This window comes from Alcaligenes faecalis (assembly GCF_041521385.1).
Lineage (GTDB): Bacteria > Pseudomonadota > Gammaproteobacteria > Burkholderiales > Burkholderiaceae_B > Alcaligenes > Alcaligenes faecalis_E.
Genome location: NZ_CP168006.1, coordinates 3011162 through 3027596 on the forward strand (window position 1 = coordinate 3011162; position 16435 = coordinate 3027596).

Genomic DNA, 16435 nt, shown 5'->3' on the forward strand with positions numbered 1-16435 from the left:
AAACGCCCAATGAATACTCATTGGGCGTTTTTTATGGCTAGGGAAATGGTGATGCCACTAAAGGCATCGCCCTGTCTCTTGCCTGCCTTTTACACCCAGATCAAACCAACTGAGATGACGATACCCGAGACAATCAATTGAATCAGGCAAAAGCCCATGATGTCTTTGGCTTTCAGACCGGCAATGGCCAGTACGGGCAAGGCCCAGAATGGCTGCAGCATATTGGTCCAGGCGTCACCCCAGGCAACGGCCATGGCCGTGCGCGCGATATCGGCATCCAGCGCCTGGGTAGCGGCAATGACAACCGGGCTTTGAACGGCCCATTGTCCGCCGCCCGAAGGTACAAAAATATTGACCAGACCGGCGCTCAAGAAGGTCCAGAAAGGCAGGGTAGTGGCAGTGGCAAAGGACACCAGCCACTCGGACAGGCTGGTCGCCAGACCGGAGTCGATCATGATGGCCATGATGCCCGCGTAAAAAGGGAACTGGATCACAATTCCGGCCCCGCCGCGAATGGCCTCGTTCAGACTTTTCAGCAGACGGCGGGGGGTTCCGTGCAGCAAGATGGCCAGAATCAGGAAGGTGAAGTTGATCACGTTCAGGTTCAGGCTCGCACCACGCAGCGCGTAGTAGTCAAACAGGTAGGCCAGGCCTGCCACACCAATCACAATGGAAATCAGGCGGCTGTTTTCCAGACGGTCCGCAGGACGATCTGTGGATTGGTTGACGTCGTCCGGTGCCTCTTCCAAGAGCTTGGGGTCGACATAGATGCTTTCCTTGTCGCTGGGTAGCATCAAGCGGTTGACCAGCGGCACCAGGATAAACAGGGCGATCACAATGGCCAGGTTAAAGAAGGCGAAGATGGTGTCTGAGGTGCTGATGATGCCGATTTTGCCCTCGGAAAAGTGTCCCGAGGTAGCGATAGTCAAGGGCACTGACCCGGCCAGGCCACCGTGCCAGACCAGAAAGCCCGAGTAGGCACTGGCAACCAGCAAGCGGTAGTCTACACGGACCTGGCGGGCCAGCTCTTTGGCGAACAGGGCACCGACCACCAGCCCGAAACCCCAGTTGATCCAGCTAGCGGCGAGCGAGACCAAGGTGACCAGGATAATGGCCGAACCCGCCGAACGGGCCAAGGAGGCCAGAGCACGCAACCAGCTTTTTACCAAAGGGGTGCTGGCCAGCATGTGACCGGTCAGCAAGACCAGCAGCATTTGCATGGCGAAGGTCAGCAGGCCCCAAAAGCCATTCCCCCAAAACTGGATGACCTCCATGGGAGAGCGTTGCTCAAATGCCATGGCGGCAATACCGGCAATCAGTGTGAGCAGGATGACGAAAATATACGGATCGGGTAGATAGCGTTCAACCAGGCGGACCGAGCCGCGCGTCATGGCTTTAAACATACATTGTGCTCCTGTGGATTTGCGCCAGTAATTGCGCGGGTCCTGATGTTTTGGAATTGGAGTTAATGCCCGTTTATATGGGCGTTCTTCTGGCAGCATTTTGATAAAAGTGCTCAGTGCAGCCGTATTGTTGGCGAGAAGTTGCAAATTGTGAAGACGGGAAAACCTGAACCTTAACGTTTTTGCTTACTTGTTATCTTTCGCTATGTGCTTTACTATATAACGGTGTTTTCGAAAGAACCATCACTCATCGCTCGATGATGGGTTCTATTTATGGGCCCTTGGGGGCCCATTTTTTTTACACCACCCTGTGGTGTGAGTTCATAAATCAATTAGAAAGATCGAATAGGGAAGTGGAATGAGACATCCGTCCAACCGCGCTACCGCAGCGCGTCAGCAGTTTGTCTGTTTTGTACCGCGCGCCTTGGTCTTGAGCGTGATGGGGGCTGTGGCACTGAACCAAGCCCATGCTCAGGACAACAAGGACCGTGTGTTTCAACTGGGCAAAGTGGTTGTTCAATCCAGCTTGGATCGAGAGGCGCCGCTGGGCGAGAGTGCCGTCAGCCAGAAGGAAATGCAGGCTTTTGATTTGCGCGATGTGGGTTCCGCCGTTAGTGTGCAACCCGGCGTGACCGTTTCGGCGGGCGGTGCCCGTAATGAGCAAATGGTCTATGTGCGCGGCTTCGATTCGCGTCAGGTGCCCTTGTTCCTGGATGGTATTCCACAGTACGTGCCGTACGACGGCTATGTGGACTTTACTCGTTTTACCACCCTGGATCTGAGTGAAATTCGCGTGGCCAAGGGTGCAGCCTCCTTACTGTATGGCCCCAATATTATGGGTGGTGCCATCAACCTGGTGACCCGCAAGCCGGTCAAAGCATTTGAGGGTGAGTTCCGCGCTGGTTACGCCACGGGCGATCAACGCTACAGCGCCTTGAACGTGGGTACCAATCAGGGTTCCTGGTACCTGCAGGCTGGCTTGTCCTGGTCGGGCGAACGTACCTTCCCCTTGGGCCGTGGCTTTGAAGATCAAAAAGCACGTCCTACCGATACGGGCGGCATGCGCAGCAATGCCTCGCAAATGGACAAGAAAGCGTCCTTCAAATTGGGTATCACTCCCAATGCGACGGATGAGTACGTCATTGCTTACGTGAACCAGAAAGGTCAGAAAGACAATCCGGTCTACACCGGCGTGAACGATGCCAAGTTGGGTAAACGCTACTGGCGTTGGCCCTACTGGGATAAAGAAAGCCTGTATTTCCTGAGTTCCACCCAGCTTGGCGAGAACAACACCATCAAGACGCGCGTGTACGAAGATAAGTACAAAAATGGTCTGGATATGTATAGCGATGCTCAGTACGCCACCCTGACGGGCCCGACCAGCGAGTACACGGACCGTACCCGTGGTGCTGCCCTGGAGTGGGTCAACACCAGCCTGGACAATCACGAGCTGCACTTTGCCTTGCACTACAAGGAAGATCAGCACCGTGACCCCAAGTCATCGGGCACCGAGCACTACAAGGACGTGACCACGTCTCTGGCGTTTGAAGACCGCATCGCCTTGGGTGAGCTGTGGCAGTTGCGTGTGGGTGCCAGCCACGAGCGTCGCAAGGCCAAAGAAGCGCACAACTTTGAAACCGGCGATACCGATGCCACCAACGGCTTGCTGGAGCTGGGTTACGACTGGAGCGAGGCCATGCAGGTCTACGGCAGTGTGGCCTACAAGACTCGCTTTCCTACGATTAAGGATCGCTACTCCAGTCGCATGGGCTATGCCCAACCCAACCCGGATCTGAAACCGGAGCACGCCATTCACTATGAACTGGGCTTGCGTGGTCAACCTTGGCAGGGGGCGCAACTGGAATCGGCTCTGTTCCTGAGCCAGGTGCGCGATATGATTCAAAGCACTGTTATCCAGGCACCGGGTTGCAGCAAATACCGCCCAGTAGGCTTTTGTGACCAGGCCACCAACGTGGGCAAGGCCCGTCAAATGGGTCTGGAGTTGTCCTTGCAGCAGGAGTTTTCTCCTCACTGGTCCGCGGGCTTGGCCTATACGTATCTGAATCGGCGCAATCAGTCTGATCCAGACGTCAAACTGGTGGATACGCCCAATCACCGTCTGTTCGCTCACCTGAGTTGGAAGCCTAATGCTCAGTGGGAAGTGATGGGTTCAGTGGAAACCGAAAGTGGCCGTTACTACTCCTACGCGAACAGCAAGGGTGATCAGATTTACGAAAAAACGCCGGGCTTTGCCTTGTTGGGCTTGAAGGGTATCTGGCGTCCCAACTCGGACATCACCCTGGAAGCCGGTGTGCGTAACCTGGGGGACAAGTTGTACCAATATAAAGAAGGCTACCCCATGCCCGGACGTGTCTGGTTTGTGGGTGGAAGCTATCGTTTCTAACGCTGCAGTTAAAGGGGATGGGTGGGATGAAGCGTCGTGACATAGTACGTGCCTTGGCGGCATTGCCGGTTTTGGCGCCTCATGCCCGTTTGTTGGCCCGGTCTGAACAGGCCGGGACCCGCGCCCCGATCAATCTGCCTATCAGCGTGGCGGGCCAATTGCCCGATCCGGCCTACGTAGGCCGAGTGGTGGCCGCCGGTCCGCCCGCTTCGGTACTGGTGTATTGCCTGGCCCCTCATACGCTTTTAGGGTGGCCTTTTCAATTGGCTCCTGCTGCGCTCGACATGATGGATGCCGCTGGTTTTTCCTTGCCGTATCTGGGCCGTCTGGCCGGTCGAGGCAGTACCTTGTCCTTGGAAAGTTTGCTGACCTTGAGGCCCGATATGGTGGTGGATATAGGCGATGTGAATCCCTATTACCAGTCTGCCGCCAAGTCTGTGCAGGAGCAGACGGGCGTGCCTTATGTTTTGCTGGATGGTCGTTTGGATGATAGCCCGGCGCAATTGCGGCAGGCCGGGCAGATTCTGGGGCAGGCCGGGCGCGGCCAGCAGTTGGCCTTGCGCGCCCAAGCCATTTTAGACAGCGCACATCAAGCCGCCAGCCCCCGAGCCAAGGGGTTGAAAGCCTATCTGGCACGCGGTAACGATGGCCTGGAAACCGGCATGGGCCAGTCCATTCATACCGAGGTGCTGCGGCTTTGCGGCCTGACGGTGATGGGTGACGAGAAAACTGATAATCGTCTGGGTCGTATTTCCTACGAACAATTATTGGCCTGGGACCCGGACATTCTGTTTGCTCAAGACGATGCTTTCTTTGAATTGGCGCGTACCCAAGCTCCCTGGAATCAGCTCAAGGCGGTGCGAGAAGGGCGTTTGTACCGTGTGCCTGCTTTACCTTTTGGCTGGCTGGATGGCCCGCCGGGAATCAATCGCTTAGCTGGTGTGATCTGGTTGAATGCCTTGTTGGAAGGCAGTGTTGCCGTGCCGCGCATGTATTCAGAGTTGCAGGCGTTCTACTCGGCTTTTTACGGCATGTCTTTGGACAGCGAGCAGATCAAGCGACTGGTGCAAGGGCTGGACCCTTTGGGTTCAACGCAAAATTCATGAAGCTGGGTTTGACCTACGGGCTGTTGCTGCTTTTTCTGGGACTGATTCTGGCCGTCCTGGTGGTGTTTGCGCTGGGGCAGGGGGCTTACCCTTTGTCGGGGCCGGATGTGCTGCGAGCTTTAGCGGCTGGTTTTTCAAGTGACCCGGATACCTCGCAAAGTCAGGCGGTACGCGTCGTCTGGGATTTGCGTCTCCCACGTATTGCAGCGGCTTTGCTGGTGGGGGCGGCGCTCTCAACGGCAGGTGCGGCGTATCAAACCATGCTCCGCAATCCCCTGGTGTCACCCGATATTCTGGGGGTGTCCTCGGGCGCAGGTCTGGGGGCGATTCTGGCCATCTACTTGAACTTCTCCTTGTTTGGCGTGCAGATGGCGGCCTTTGTGGGCGGTTTGCTGGCGGTGGGCATTGTCTTGAGTCTGGCACGCATGCTGCGTCATCATCCACCTGTCCTGATTTTGGTCCTGGCCGGGATGGCAGTTGGCACCTTGCTCGGCGCAGCCTTATCGCTTATCAAAATTCTGGCCGACCCATATTCCCAATTGCCCTCCATGACCTTTTGGCTGCTGGGCGGCTTAAGCGCGGTGCGCTCCTACGAAGTCTGGCCCGCTGCGTTGATGGTATCGGCCTGCATTATCCCGGTTTGGCTTTTGCGTTGGCGTATCAATGTCCTGGCTCTGCAGGATGATGAGGCCCGTTCCTTGGGCATGCCCGTCTCTGCCTTGCGTTGTTTGCTGATTGTTTGCGCCACCTTGATGACGGCGGTATGTGTGGCCTTGGCGGGCATCATAGGCTGGGTCGGTTTGTTGATTCCGCACGCGGCTCGTTTATTGGTCGGCCCGGATTTCTCCCGTCTATTGCCCGTCTGCTTGTTAGTGGGTGCCGCTTTTCTTTTGTTGACCGATACCTTGGCACGCAGCATAGGCACGCTGGAATTGCCTTTGGGGGTGTTGACCGCTTTGGTGGGGGCTCCCGGCTTCTTGCTGTTGCTGGCTCGTGGTGCGAGGCAGCGATGAGCGAACAAGGCTTGGAAGCAATTGATCTGGCCGTGGGTTATGGGCGCAAGCAAGTCGCCAGCAATGTGAATTTGCGTGTGCAGACGGGGCAGGTCGTCTGTTTGCTGGGCCCTAATGGCAGCGGTAAGTCCACCTTGCTGCGCACCTTGCTGGGCCTGCAGCCACCGTTAAGCGGGCAAGTGAAGGTGCAGGGCAAACCCCTGGCGCAATGGCGTGCGCGTGCCCTGGCCAGACAACTGGCCTATGTACCGCAAGCGCAAGAGTCTGCCTTTGCCTTCACGGTAGAGCAATGGGTCTTGCTGGGTTGTGCCAGCGAACTGGCTTGGTATACCCAACCACGGGCCACCGATCGGCAATGGGTAGGTATGTGCCTGGAGCGTTTGGGGATAGGGCATCTGGCTCAAAAGCGTATTGATCAGATCAGCGGTGGGGAGCGTCAGTTGTGCGTGATTGCGCGCGCCTTGGTGCAGCGTTCGCAGTTTTTGGTCATGGACGAACCCGCCTCCAGTCTGGACTTTGCGAATCAATTACGGGTGCTGGATCAAGTCTCGCACTTGCGGCAGCAGGGGTTGGGTGTGCTCTTGTGTACGCATCAACCTGAGCATGCGGCCCGCGTGGCGGACTGGGTGATCTTGTACCGGGATGGGGGCATATTGGCGCAGGGCCAGCCCTGTGACATGCTCAGTCAGGCCAATTTGCGCCAACTGTACCAACTGCCAGCGCATGCCTTTGAATTACCGGATTGGTATGCCCGAGGGGCTTGAAGCCCCCCGAACCTCTCACATATTTTTCAGGGCAGCACGACCGTATTGGTTGTTGTGCTCCACCACGCGGGTCAGCATGGACATAAAAGTTTGTCGCTGCTTGGCAGTGAGTGGGTCCAGTAACCGTTCCTGGGCACGGTTCATGCCAATACTGATGTCTTTCATCGCCGCCAATCCTGCTTCGGTGATGTAGGTCTGGCGAGAGCGGCGGTCTTCGGGATTGATGCGACGCCCCAATAACCCTTTTTCTTCCAGCCTGCGGATGACATCGGCCGAGGTGGTGCGATCCAGCCCCAGTTCGTAGCCGATGGTGGTTTGATCCAGCCAGGGTGACCCCATCAATACAGATAGGACACCGTGCTGGACAGGGGTGAGATCACTTTTACACTCCTCGTAAAACATGGCGTAGTGAATCTGGTTAAGACGGCGAACCAGAAAACCGGGCCGGGACCACAGTTTGCGTCGATACAGCTCGGCATTTTCTTCTTCCACTGGACCCAGGATATCGGCCTCGTCGGCTTCCAGTCGTTCTTCTTGCTTTAGCTCGGCGTGATTGTTCATGGATAAGTCAGTCATCGATTGAGTAGCCTTCTGCCCTTTGCTTGAGAAGCAACAAACAGAAAGCGGGACGACCTGCAAAGGGTACGGCAGCAAGGTCGGCGTCTACAAGGAAAGCAGGGCTGCGCTAGTGTGAACAGAAGCCCCGATCTCTGATTTGTAGTCTTGTCTACAGGCGCTGTCCACGCTCCAAAGTATATGTGATTTCCCGACTTGCTGAAAACAATAATAATCAGCATACTGATAGATATTGTTGGGGGGTCGAACAGTTGACCTTATGTAAATCAATAATTTAGGGAAAATTTACGGTGAAACGCATTAAAAAAATAGCACTGGAGGAGCACTTCAATGCCGTTGGCTTTGAGGATTATTCCAAGGCCTTTGTCAAACATATTGACAGTGCCAACGCGCGTGAACTGATGGCTCGTTTGCATGACTTCGACGCGCAGCGTCTGGAAGTAATGGACCGTGCCGGTATCGAGTACGTCGTGCTGTCGCAGACCGGCCCTGGTGTGCAGGTGGAAAAGGATGTGTCCATCGCTATCGAGCGTGCGCGTCAGAACAATGATTTCCTGGCACAGCAAATTGCTCGCCATCCTGATCGTCTGGGCGGCTTTGCTACCTTGCCCATGCAAGATCCGGCTGCGGCTGCTCAGGAATTGACGCGTGCTGTGCAGGATCTAGGCTTGAAAGGCGCTTTGGTCAACGGCCATACGCATGGCGTGTACTACGATGGCCGCGAGTACGATGCCTTCTGGGCAACCGTGCAGAAGCTGGACGTACCTTTTTATTTGCATCCTTTTGACGCCTACGAAATGCCACACGCTTACACGGGCCACCCGGAGCTGATGGGAGCGACCTGGGGGTGGGGCGTAGAAACCGGCACCCACGCGCTGCGCATGTTGTTCGGTGGTGTGTTTGACCGTTGCCCTGACGTGAAGCTGGTGTTGGGTCACATGGGTGAAGGCCTGCCATTCCAGCGTTGGCGTTACGACAGCCGTTTTGCAGTCTACCCACACGGCGTCACCTTGAAGCGCAAGCCATCTGAGTACATAGGCAGCAACATCTTGATCACTACTTCTGGTGTCTGCTCCGCCCCGACCCTGATGGGCGCGATTGGGGAAATGGGTGCTGAAGCCGTGTTGTTCTCGGTGGACTATCCCTATGAATCCACGGAACTGGCTGCTGATTTTATCGAGGCAGCGCCGATGGATGACAAGACACGCGAGCTGGTGTGCTATGGCAACGCTGCCCGTCTGTTCAAGTTGGATCGGAGCTAAGCATGAGTACCTTTCTTTACGGCGGCCATGTTCACGCCAATGGCATTCGTCAGCATTACTTGCGCTACGGTGGCTCCAGCCAGGGTCGCGACCAGCGTCCCGCGGTCATCATCGTTCCCGGCATTACCAGCCCGGCGGTGACCTGGGGCTTTGTGGGCGAGCAGTTCGGCAAGCACTTTGATACCTACATTCAGGATGTGCGTGGTCGCGGTTTGAGCGAAGCCGCCGAAGGCATGGATTACAGCCTGGACGCCCAGGCGGATGATTTGATCGCCTTGGCTCAAGCCTTGGGTCTGAAAGACTACATCGTGGTCGGCCACTCCATGGGTGCGCGTATTGGTTTGCGTGCGGCTCACAAGAACAGCGATGGCTTGAACCGTCTGGTAATGGTTGATCCTCCGGTCTCCGGCCCGGATCGTCGTGCCTATCCTTCCAAGTTGCCCTGGTACGTGGATTCCATGGCCATGGCTCGCAAAGGCTGCACCGCAGAAGACATGCGTGCTTTCTGCCCCACCTGGACCCAAGAGCAATTGCAATTGCGTGCCCAGTGGCTGCACACCTGCCACGAGCCTGCGATTTTGGCTAGCTTTGAAGGGTTCCACACCGACGATATTCACGTCGACTTCCCGCATCTGAAAGTACCTGCCTTGCTGATGACCGCCGAGCGTGGTGATGTGGTGCGTGATGAGGACGTGGCCGAGATTCAGCAGTTGGCCGCTGGCGTTCAGCACGTACGTGTGCCCAATGCCGGTCACATGATTCCTTGGGATAACGAGGCTGGTTTCTACGAAGCCTTCGGTGATTTCCTGGGCCAGCGCCTGGTGTGATGTTAAAGGGCCGCATGGGCGGCCCGTCGTGATGCAGAGGTTCCGCGTCAGTGCCGGAGCCTCTCACAAGGAGAGACAAGATGGCAGTGAGTGATTATCAACTTATCGAGGCATGGCAGGAGGTGCTGCGCCTGTCCAAGCTGCAGGCTGGTCAAACTGTGACCTTGCTGACCAGCTCGACCACCCACCCGCAAACGATGCAGTGTGCGCAGATTGCGGCTCAGTCCATGGGCGCGATTGTGAATCGTCTGGATCTGCTGCCCGTGAATGCAGAGAAGGCCTTGAGCCGGGACTCGTTGGCGTATTTGGGGACGACCCCGCTGACGGGTAACGAAGCGGCGATTGCCGCTTTGAAGGCCAGTGATCTGGTGCTGGATTTGATGACATTGTTGTTCTCGCCCGAGCAGATCGACATTCTGAAGTCGGGTACCAAGATCCTTTTGGCGGTGGAGCCACCGGAAATTCTGGTTCGCACGGTGCCAACCGAAGCAGATCGCGCACGCGTGACAGCGGCGGCAGCCTTGATCAAGGCCGCCAAGGAAATGAGCATTACCTCGCCTGCCGGTACCAATCTGCGGTGCCCGCTGGGAGAGTTCCCCGCGATTCGTGAATACGGGTTTGTGGATGAGCCCGGTCGTTGGGACCACTGGCCTAGCGGTTTTGTACTGACCTGGCCGAACGAGCTGGGCACGAACGGCACCATTGTGATCGACAAGGGCGACATCCTGTTGCCGCAGAAGAAATACTCGACCGAGCAGATCATTCTGACCGTGGAAAACGGCTACGCCACCAAGATTGAAGGTGGTATCGAAGCCGAACTGCTGGACGAATACATGAAGACCTTCAACGATCCCGAAGGTTATGCGATTTCCCACATCGGCTGGGGTTTGCAGCCACGCGCTCACTGGTCCACCTTGGGTCTGTACTCGCGTGAGAACACCATTGGCATGGATGCACGGGCCTTCGAGGGTAACTTCCTGTTCTCCCTGGGGCCGAACAATGAAGCGGGTGGCAAGCGTACAACGGCCTGCCACATTGATATTCCTTTGCGCCATTGCACGGTCAGCCTGGATGGCCGTGCGGTTGTGCGTGATGGCAACGTACTGGACGGAGGCGTGGGTGAGTACGAATGAAGGAGCGGTTTACGCTCAACAAGGGTTTGGGTCGACATTGGAGCCTAAAGCTCCTTATGGCCTGTTGATTATTGATCTGGTGAATGGCTTTGCTGACCCGGCGGTATTTGGCGGCGGCAATATTCCCGAGGCCATCGAGAACACGCAGAAATTGCTGGCAACGGCGCGTGAACAAGGCTGGCCAGTGGCTCATACCCGTATCGTGTATGCGGACGATGGCGCTGATAACAACATTTTCAGCATCAAAGTCCCCGGCATGCTGGGTCTGACGGAAGACGCGCACAACAGCCATATCGTGCCGGAACTGGCTCCTGCGCCCGGTGAGTTTGTGGTTCGCAAGAACGTGCCTTCGGCTTTCTTTGGTACGCCCTTGGCTGCGTGGCTGACCCAACGTGGTGTGCAAACACTGCTGGTCGCCGGTGCGGTTACCAGCGGTTGCGTACGTTCCAGCGTGGTCGATGCAATGCAATTGGGCTTTCGCCNGCCTGGATGGCCGTGCGGTTGTGCGTGATGGCAACGTACTGGACGGAGGCGTGGGTGAGTACGAATGAAGGAGCGGTGTACGCTCAACAAGGTTTTGGGTCGACGCTGGAGCCTAAGGCTCCCTACGGTCTGTTGATTATTGATCTGGTGAATGGTTTTGCTGATCCTGCCGTGTTTGGCGGCGGCAATATTCCCGAGGCGATCGAGAACACGCAGAAATTGCTGGCAACGGCGCGTGAACAAGGCTGGCCAGTTGCTCATACCCGTATCGTGTATGCGGACGATGGCGCTGATAACAACATTTTCAGCATCAAAGTCCCTGGCATGCTGGGTCTGACGGAAGACGCGCACAACAGCCATATCGTGCCGGAACTGGCTCCTGCGCCCGGTGAGTTTGTGGTTCGCAAGAACGTGCCTTCGGCTTTCTTTGGTACGCCCTTGGCTGCGTGGCTGACCCAACGTGGTGTGCAAACACTGCTGGTCGCCGGTGCGGTTACCAGCGGTTGCGTACGTTCCAGCGTGGTCGATGCAATGCAATTGGGCTTTCGCCCCTTGGTGGTGTCGGACTGCGTGGGTGACCGTGCAATTGGCCCGCATGAGGCCAACTTGTTCGATATGCGTCAGAAGTACGCCACCGTGGCAACGCGTGAAGAGGCGATGAAGTTGATCGGACTTTAAAGCGATTCAAGCTCTTGAGTCTTTGAGAAGAACGATGTGTTTCATCATGGCCTGGATGGGCGTCGGTGCTTGATGAACATGAGTCGTCGTTAACAAGTCTGTTTTGATAGCCTTGTGATTGAGTATCGATGGTCTGCCGCTTGGGGGCAGGCTATCGGACCTGTGCCTCTGGGAGCCGAATGGCTCTCGGGGGCTTTTTTATTTCTGGCAGCGTCGTGGGTTTGCAATGATTGCGGTGTCTGGTCTTGATTAAGGGGATGGTTGTTCAGGCGGGCTGTCTTGGGAGTTTTTTTAAGAAGGGTTCTGGAGGCGCTTTTGGGGCAATAAGGGAGTTCTTCTGGACGTGCCGTTTGGGCTTTGCGTGAGGGTGGCGGATAGTTTTCTTGTGGGGCCCGGGTACGGCTTGTCTTGGCGGGTCTCTTGCCCACGCTGCGCGTGGGTGCCCTTGTCAGCGTGCCGTTGCGGGCGGGTCGTGAACTCGGAGCGCGGTTTGTCCCCCGGGCAAACCGCAAGCGTGCTCCTCAAACAGCACGCCCCTTGCATCCCGCCCCAGCACTCTGCCGGCGGCAAGAGCCCTGACTCGCCCGCCAAGCCGTACCCGGGCCCCACAAGAAAACTAACAACACGGGTTAAAGCTCAAACGGCACTGGCAGAGGTGGGACGAAAGGCGGGGGCTCAGATTGGAGGGTTTGAGAAAGGAAGGGAAGGGGATGGGGTTTGCTTTGGCTGAGGCTGAATGTTCTCGGGGTTTTGGGGTATCAGTTTAGATGTGGTTTTTTTAATTGTTCTTTTGTGTTTAGAGGGAAAGTGAAACGAAGAGTGGCAGTGGAGTGTGTGTTTAGAGATCCCGTGAATGAGTAGAGTTCTTGGTGTGCTATCAGGGCAGGCCACGCAGTCAATCAGCGAGTTAGTTCTGCTTTCGGTTTTTGCGTTGTTGATGTGACGAAGTCGATTTAGTGAGTGTAAAAGGGCAAGACAATAGGGTTTTAGGGGGGCAGAAGAGCAGAACGATAGGCGCTTAGGAAATGCAGAAGAGCAAGGCAAGAGGCCCTGTTGATTCAAGGGGACCGTCTGTTGGAAGAGATTGGTAGATAAGAAGCCATTGTGAGCCGTTCAGTCGGCCTGCTGGGGTGTTGGGGCGGATCAGAGTACTTGCCGCGGTCAGGAGATAGCGTAGGGGTGCAAGCATCCTGCTGTTTGAGCGGGGCGTTTGTGGTTCGTCCTGGGGACGAACCACCCCGCGAGTTCAGGATGCGCCCGGTAGCTATCTCCTGACAAGGGTACCGGTGCGCAGCACCGGCAAGTGCTCAGCCCGGACACCCCAGCAGGCCGACTGAATGGCGTATTCACAGCGACTTCTTTTATCCCCGACCCTGACTAAGCTGAATTCCTCCAGGCCCGATAGACCCCCAAGCCGACGCTATCAGCCCTAAATCTGACATTGCGCCAGACACAAGTTCTCTGCCCAATAAATAAGCAAAAAAAAGCACCCCTCAACAAAGAAGGGTGCTCGAAAGGAATCAGAAGACCTTCTGACTCAAGTGGCTCGGAAACAGCACACAAAAAACAGCTTTAAAACCAGATGCAAACTCCGGACTTAGACCGGAAACACCAGATCATTCGCCAGGATGGACGTATCAAAAATCACCTGACGCTCCTTGAGCATCAAACGACCCTCCACACGCGTGAACGTATCAAAATAATTACCCACCAGATGCACCGTGGAAGGCCCTTCTACCAAAGTCTGCATCAGCATGAAATTACCCTCGGCCTCGATGTCGCCATTGTCGGCCTCGCTGATCACACGAACATCCGTGACCAGATGCAGCATGTAGCGCGGGGCATACATCTGCGTGCGGGCAATGGCCACCGCACGATCGTGCATCATGTCGCGCCCTTCGGCATAGACCAGGCCCACCGGCAAATTCAGATCCGCGTTTTCGCGTGAAGTAACCCGGTAAACCGCGTCCTCCACAAAAAACAGGGGCCAGTCCTCAACATTGCCACGATCCAAAGTGGCACAGTACTCGGCATTGAAAAGCTCAATTTCCGCCTTCAACACCAAAGCACGCTCAACAGCAATCTGGGCGGGTTTGAAAGAAAAATCCATTTTCATAAGTCAGCTCGTCTTACAGATCCATCACTTGGCGGTAGTACTGGTACATGGAGCGAATAGCCGCTTCCGAGATCAGCGTATTGGACGTACCCAGCTTGCTTTCATCGAGCTTGATGATGTTCACCTCGCTGCTGGAACGACGTACCCCTTCCTGCACAAACTTCATGGCCTCGTTGTCTTCCAGACCCAGGAAACCGGCAGGACCCATCAGGTTGCCCTGACGCAGACGGTGACGAGTCATCTCCTCGGTATCGTCCTCATAGCCAAACATGGTCCATTGCATGATCAGGCTGTTGGGGCCATTGGGCACAATCTGACGCACACCCAAGGTATTCATCTCGCGCTGAACAATCAGGTTGGGCCAGATTGTTTGCATGGTGACCGACCAAGGCGAATCAAACTCCTTGATGTAGTCCAGGAAACGCTCATCGCGCAAACGCATATCGTCCACAAAGGAACGCATTTCCTTCTTGTTGTCCTCGCTGACCTCGGCGTATTTGTCCTCGGACTTGGCGGACGCCATGTAACCGTGACGACCATGTACTGGGTCCACATACATCTGCGATTTGTTGCCCGCTACCAGCAGACCAAACACCACCAGGAAAGAGTGCAGCAAGGTTGCGTGGTACGGATCTTTCAGATTCTCGTGGTACATCTTCCAGTTGCAAGGCAATTCGTTACGGTAGTAACCCAGAATCTTCAATTTCTTGCCGGGGAATATCGCCTCGAAATCCTTCAGGATTTCTGGCGTCAGGTATTCCGTAATTGGCTCGACCTTGTCGCTGTAGGACGCAAAAATGACGCCATTGTGCGTGGTGACATGCAGCTTTTTCAGACCATGCTCGGAGTTCTTGAAGCTGCGCGGCATGCCGCCTTCTTTATTCGCACCGCGCTTGAAAGGAATCCCTTGCAGATCACCCTTCAGGCTGTAAGACCACTGGTGATACGGGCACACAAACTCATTGGTGTTGCCCTGGTTGTGGCGGCAGAACTCGGCACCTCGGTGGGCACAGCGGTTCTCAAATACGTTGATGCTGCCATCCTCCGCACGCGCCACGACCACCGGCGTGGAACCGACATACGAACGCTTGTAGTCGCCCGAATCGGGAATTTCCGCTTCCAGGGCCACAAAGTTCCAGGTGTCGCCGTGGAAAATGCGTTCCATCTCGCGGTTGTAGATGTCGTTACTGGTGTAGACCCAATCCGGAATGGTGTTGAGCACATCCTCGGGCCAGGTGCATTGCTCGACAGGGCGGTCTTTGGACCCGACCGTCTGGCCTATCACCGTTTGCGTCTGATACATGGGGTTCTCCTCTGATAACTCTTTAATGATTCGTGATGACGAGGCGGCACAGGCCGCTTCTCTTTCTTAGACTTGGGCCGTACGGGCCGCTTCTTTCACGTACTGGCGCAACTTGGTGGCTGGGTCCAGTACGATGGCCGGATCCACAGGCAGGTCCTGTTCCATGACGCTGCGCAAGGCGCGTAGATCCGCACCGGCATTGACGCCAATCGCGTGTCGCAGATGCTGGCCCTCGAAAGCCAGCAACATGAAGCTGATGGCATCGCCCTGGCTGTCCATGACGCCGCGTACCTGATAGTTCAGATCCGGGCTGCCTTGGCCCAGCATCTGAATATTGCAACCGAGCACATCCGTCCAGAACCAGCTAACGGGTGCAGCAGGGGCATCCTGCCCGGCAATGGCGTGGGCTACCTGACGAGCTTGTTCATTAGCGTTCTGCCAGGATTCGGTGCGCGTGCGCACGGAGGTGTCGGGGCAAATCTGCGTGGCACAATCACCAGCGGCATAAATGCCCGCCACACTGGTGCGACCTTGGTGATCCACTATAATTCCGGCCGTCATATCATCGACCGCAATACCACTGGCCCGCGCCAAGGCGGAGTTCGCGCTCAGGCCGGCTGCCACAATCGCCAGATCGCCATTCAAGGTCTGGCCATCATTCAGTTCCAGTTGAACGGGGTGCGCGTTGCCTGCCGCAAAGTGGGCCTGTCGCACACCCTGACCCAGACGCACGGTGATGCCTTGCGACTCGAAACGCGCCAGCAACCATTGCGACAGCAGGGCAGGGGCGTTGCGCGCCAGCAGGCGTTCATTCGCTTCAATGACCGTGACCTGGGCGCCAGTTTCATGGGCGGTAGAGGCCAGTTCCAGACCCATGAAACCACCACCAACCACCAAGGTGCGCAAACCAGGTTGCAGACGGGCTTGCAGGCTCAGGGCATCGTCCAGCGTGCGCAGATACAGGGCGTTGGTCTGGCTGGTGGGTAGCACGGCCAGTTCGCGGGCCGTGCCGCCAGTGGCCAGCACGGCGTGGTCAAAGCTCCAGACTTGGCCATTGCTCAGGCTGGCCTGACGCGTGGCGCAATCCAGGGACTGCACGCTCGTGCCCAGCAAGAGCTCAATATGTTGTTCTTGATAGAACTCGGCTTTTTGTAAAAACACGCTGTCAGTGGTTGCACTGGACTTGAGCACGTCTTTGGACAGTGGCGGTCGTTCGTAGGGAAGATGAGTTTCTTCGCCTACCAAGGTAATGCTGCCGTTATAGCCCAGGCTGCGCAGTTCACGCGCCAGCACCGAAGCCGCTTGGCCAGCGCCGATGATCAATACGGAAGTGTGGTGTGCCATGATGTTGCGTCTCGTCAGCAGAA

At 56.3% G+C, this 16435-nt stretch carries 13 protein-coding genes and 1 pseudogene; 9 read left to right on the top strand and 5 right to left on the bottom strand.

The window, feature by feature from the left end; all coding sequences use genetic code 11:
- Nucleotides 1-89: 89 nt before the first annotated feature.
- A complete protein-coding gene (locus ACDI13_RS13550; RefSeq protein ID WP_316989193.1) occupies nucleotides 90-1403 on the bottom strand; it encodes a short-chain fatty acid transporter in 1314 nt (437 codons plus the stop codon).
- Nucleotides 1404-1761: 358 nt separating this feature from the next.
- On the opposite strand from ACDI13_RS13550, the gene ACDI13_RS13555 reads away from it, so the two are divergent.
- Genes ACDI13_RS13555 through ACDI13_RS13570 form a run of 4 tightly spaced genes read left to right on the top strand, consistent with a single transcriptional unit; the run spans nucleotide 1762 to nucleotide 6690 of the window.
- Nucleotides 1762-3807 (top strand): TonB-dependent receptor, encoded by a 2046-nt coding sequence (locus tag ACDI13_RS13555; RefSeq protein ID WP_316989192.1) that lies wholly within the window; start codon nucleotides 1762-1764, stop codon nucleotides 3805-3807.
- A 26-nt stretch (nucleotides 3808-3833) separates the two neighbouring features.
- On the top strand, nucleotides 3834-4913 hold the full coding sequence (locus ACDI13_RS13560; protein WP_316989191.1) for an ABC transporter substrate-binding protein: 1080 nt from the start codon (nucleotides 3834-3836) through the stop codon (nucleotides 4911-4913).
- A complete protein-coding gene (locus tag ACDI13_RS13565) occupies nucleotides 4910-5926 on the top strand; it encodes an iron ABC transporter permease (RefSeq protein ID WP_316989190.1) in 1017 nt (338 codons plus the stop codon). The genes ACDI13_RS13560 and ACDI13_RS13565 overlap by 4 nt, the downstream gene beginning before the upstream one ends.
- Nucleotides 5923-6690 carry an ABC transporter ATP-binding protein gene (locus ACDI13_RS13570; RefSeq protein ID WP_316989189.1) on the top strand — a complete coding sequence of 256 codons (768 nt, stop codon included), beginning with the start codon at nucleotides 5923-5925 and terminating at the stop codon, nucleotides 6688-6690. The genes ACDI13_RS13565 and ACDI13_RS13570 overlap by 4 nt, the downstream gene beginning before the upstream one ends.
- 15 nt (nucleotides 6691-6705) lie before the next feature.
- Here ACDI13_RS13570 and ACDI13_RS13575 read toward each other — a convergent pair whose 3' ends face one another.
- A complete protein-coding gene (locus tag ACDI13_RS13575; protein ID WP_316989188.1) occupies nucleotides 6706-7266 on the bottom strand; it encodes a MarR family transcriptional regulator in 561 nt (186 codons plus the stop codon).
- Between the two features lie 290 nt (nucleotides 7267-7556).
- On the opposite strand from ACDI13_RS13575, the gene ACDI13_RS13580 reads away from it, so the two are divergent.
- From ACDI13_RS13580 to ACDI13_RS13600, 5 genes and pseudogenes are all read left to right on the top strand, one after another.
- The gene (locus ACDI13_RS13580; protein WP_316989187.1) at nucleotides 7557-8528 is read left to right on the top strand and encodes an amidohydrolase family protein; all 972 of its coding nucleotides are present in this window, start codon (nucleotides 7557-7559) and stop codon (nucleotides 8526-8528) included.
- Between the two features lie 2 nt (nucleotides 8529-8530).
- Entirely contained in the window at nucleotides 8531-9355 is an 825-nt protein-coding gene (locus ACDI13_RS13585) for an alpha/beta fold hydrolase (protein WP_372372479.1), read from the top strand.
- An 80-nt stretch (nucleotides 9356-9435) separates the two neighbouring features.
- Nucleotides 9436-10488, top strand: coding sequence for a 2,5-dihydroxypyridine 5,6-dioxygenase (locus ACDI13_RS13590; protein ID WP_372372480.1), 1053 nt, complete (start codon nucleotides 9436-9438; stop codon nucleotides 10486-10488).
- A pseudogene (locus ACDI13_RS13595) lies at nucleotides 10448-10969 on the top strand (isochorismatase family protein); the annotation flags it as partial. The gene ACDI13_RS13590 and the pseudogene ACDI13_RS13595, both read left to right, overlap by 41 nt.
- A gap of 56 nt (nucleotides 10970-11025) precedes the next feature.
- The gene (locus ACDI13_RS13600) at nucleotides 11026-11649 is read left to right on the top strand and encodes an N-carbamoylsarcosine amidohydrolase (RefSeq protein ID WP_226791382.1); all 624 of its coding nucleotides are present in this window, start codon (nucleotides 11026-11028) and stop codon (nucleotides 11647-11649) included.
- Between the two features lie 1597 nt (nucleotides 11650-13246).
- Here ACDI13_RS13600 and ACDI13_RS13605 read toward each other — a convergent pair.
- The 3 genes from ACDI13_RS13605 to ACDI13_RS13615 form a co-directional block, all read right to left on the bottom strand.
- Complete coding sequence (locus ACDI13_RS13605; RefSeq protein WP_316988267.1) at nucleotides 13247-13765, bottom strand: aromatic-ring-hydroxylating dioxygenase subunit beta; 519 nt, start codon at nucleotides 13763-13765, stop codon at nucleotides 13247-13249.
- 13 nt (nucleotides 13766-13778) lie between these two features.
- Nucleotides 13779-15068: an aromatic ring-hydroxylating dioxygenase subunit alpha gene (locus tag ACDI13_RS13610; RefSeq protein WP_316988266.1), complete on the bottom strand. Its 1290-nt coding sequence runs from the start codon at nucleotides 15066-15068 to the stop codon at nucleotides 13779-13781.
- A gap of 66 nt (nucleotides 15069-15134) precedes the next feature.
- Entirely contained in the window at nucleotides 15135-16412 is a 1278-nt protein-coding gene (locus tag ACDI13_RS13615; protein WP_316988265.1) for an FAD-dependent oxidoreductase, read from the bottom strand.
- Nucleotides 16413-16435: the final 23 nt, after the last annotated feature.

Bases quoted from the DNA above. Each gene is read 5' to 3' on its own strand.
- ACDI13_RS13550 (WP_316989193.1), bottom strand. From the start codon at position 1,403: ATGTTTAAAGCCATGACGCGCGGCTCGGTCCGCCTGGTTGAACGCTAT.
- ACDI13_RS13555 (WP_316989192.1), top strand. From the start codon at position 1,762: ATGAGACATCCGTCCAACCGCGCTACCGCAGCGCGTCAGCAGTTTGTC.
- ACDI13_RS13560 (WP_316989191.1), top strand. From the start codon at position 3,834: ATGAAGCGTCGTGACATAGTACGTGCCTTGGCGGCATTGCCGGTTTTG.
- ACDI13_RS13565 (WP_316989190.1), top strand. From the start codon at position 4,910: ATGAAGCTGGGTTTGACCTACGGGCTGTTGCTGCTTTTTCTGGGACTG.
- ACDI13_RS13570 (WP_316989189.1), top strand. From the start codon at position 5,923: ATGAGCGAACAAGGCTTGGAAGCAATTGATCTGGCCGTGGGTTATGGG.
- ACDI13_RS13575 (WP_316989188.1), bottom strand. From the start codon at position 7,266: ATGACTGACTTATCCATGAACAATCACGCCGAGCTAAAGCAAGAAGAA.
- ACDI13_RS13585 (WP_372372479.1), top strand. From the start codon at position 8,531: ATGAGTACCTTTCTTTACGGCGGCCATGTTCACGCCAATGGCATTCGT.
- ACDI13_RS13590 (WP_372372480.1), top strand. From the start codon at position 9,436: ATGGCAGTGAGTGATTATCAACTTATCGAGGCATGGCAGGAGGTGCTG.
- ACDI13_RS13605 (WP_316988267.1), bottom strand. From the start codon at position 13,765: ATGAAAATGGATTTTTCTTTCAAACCCGCCCAGATTGCTGTTGAGCGT.
- ACDI13_RS13610 (WP_316988266.1), bottom strand. From the start codon at position 15,068: ATGTATCAGACGCAAACGGTGATAGGCCAGACGGTCGGGTCCAAAGAC.
- ACDI13_RS13615 (WP_316988265.1), bottom strand. From the start codon at position 16,412: ATGGCACACCACACTTCCGTATTGATCATCGGCGCTGGCCAAGCGGCT.